The organism is Tateyamaria sp. syn59 (assembly GCF_007995245.1).
Classification (GTDB): domain Bacteria; phylum Pseudomonadota; class Alphaproteobacteria; order Rhodobacterales; family Rhodobacteraceae; genus Tateyamaria.
The window spans coordinates 1-1,227 of sequence record NZ_VCBA01000053.1; the positions used below are offsets into that span (position 1 = coordinate 1).

Annotated in this window: 1 protein-coding gene; it reads right to left on the bottom strand. The window is 58.0% G+C overall.

The genetic code is table 11. The features are described 5' to 3' along the window. Window positions 1-35: 35 nt before the first annotated feature. Window positions 36-1,162 (bottom strand): IS3 family transposase gene (locus FD715_RS22385; RefSeq protein ID WP_147115501.1). Its coding sequence is split into 2 segments (ribosomal slippage): window positions 36-898 and window positions 898-1,162, totalling 1,128 coding nucleotides; the frame shifts between segments, so codons are not numbered across the junction. Between the last annotated feature and the right edge of the window lie 65 nt (window positions 1,163-1,227).

The window sequence follows — 1,227 nt, forward strand, 5'->3', positions numbered from 1 at the left end:
TTGGCGTGCCCCCATCGGGTGGTCCGGTTTGATTGTTAGTGCATCGTGGGCCTCGGATGCAACGGTACGATGCTTTCGGGCGCAGGCGGACGATAGCGCAATGAGCTATGTGGCCTGACCGTGTTGTAGTGAATGCGCCATTGCTCGATCAAGATTTGAGCTTCCCGCAGGGTGTAGAACAGCTCGCCATTGAGCAGTTCATCGCGGAACCTGGCGTTGAAGCTTTCGCAATATCCGTTTTCCCAGGGCGATCCGGGTTCGATATAAGCCGTCTTGGCACCGACGGCGGCGGTCCAGTCCCGTACTTTCTGGGCGATAAATTCCGGGCCATTGTCCGACCTTATGTATTCAGGCGGGCCACGCAGGATGAACAAATCGGTCAACGCGTCCAGCACGTCCGTGGAGTTGAGTTTGCGATCCACGCGGATCATCAGCGCCTCCCTCGTATATTCATCGATGATGTTGAGCGTCCGATAGACACGGCCATCAGCTGTGCGATCCTGGACGAAGTCATAGGACCAGACATGGTTCGGACGCTCGGGTCGCAGACGCACGCATGATCCGTCGTTCAGCCAGAGCCGTCCCTTTTTCTTCTGTTTCTGCGGGACCTTCAGCCCTTCACGTCGCCAAATCCGCTCGACCCGCTTGCGGTTCACATGCCAACCCGCGTTGTTCAGTAGGCCGGTGACCATGCGATATCCATAGCGCCCGTACTGGTCGGCCAGCTCGATGATGTCGTCGGTTAGACGCTGCTCGTCGGCACGGCCGTGCGGCACCTTGCGTTGCGTGGAGCGGTGCTGACCAAGTGTGCGGCAGGCGCGGCGCTCGGACACGCCAAGCTCCCGCTGCACATGGTCGATGCATTTTCGACGGCGGGAAGGGCTCAGAAGTTTCCCTTCGCTGCTTCACTCAGGATGAGCTTGTCCAGCGTCAGATCGGATACCGCACGACGAAGACGCAGGTTCTCCTTCTCCAACTCTTTCAGACGAGCAAGCTGCGATCGCTGCATCCCGCCATAAAGCTTCCGCCATCGATAAAACGTCTGCTGTGTCACGCCGATCTCGCGCACTGCCTCGGCAATCGTTGCGCCTTGTCCTTGCAGAACTTCAACCTGCCGAAGCTTAGATACAATCTCTTCGGGCTTCTCTCGTTTTCCAGCCATCGCTGATCCTCCAATTTGCGGGATAATCTATCCCAGTTGGTGGACCACTTTCAGGGGGCTGCTCC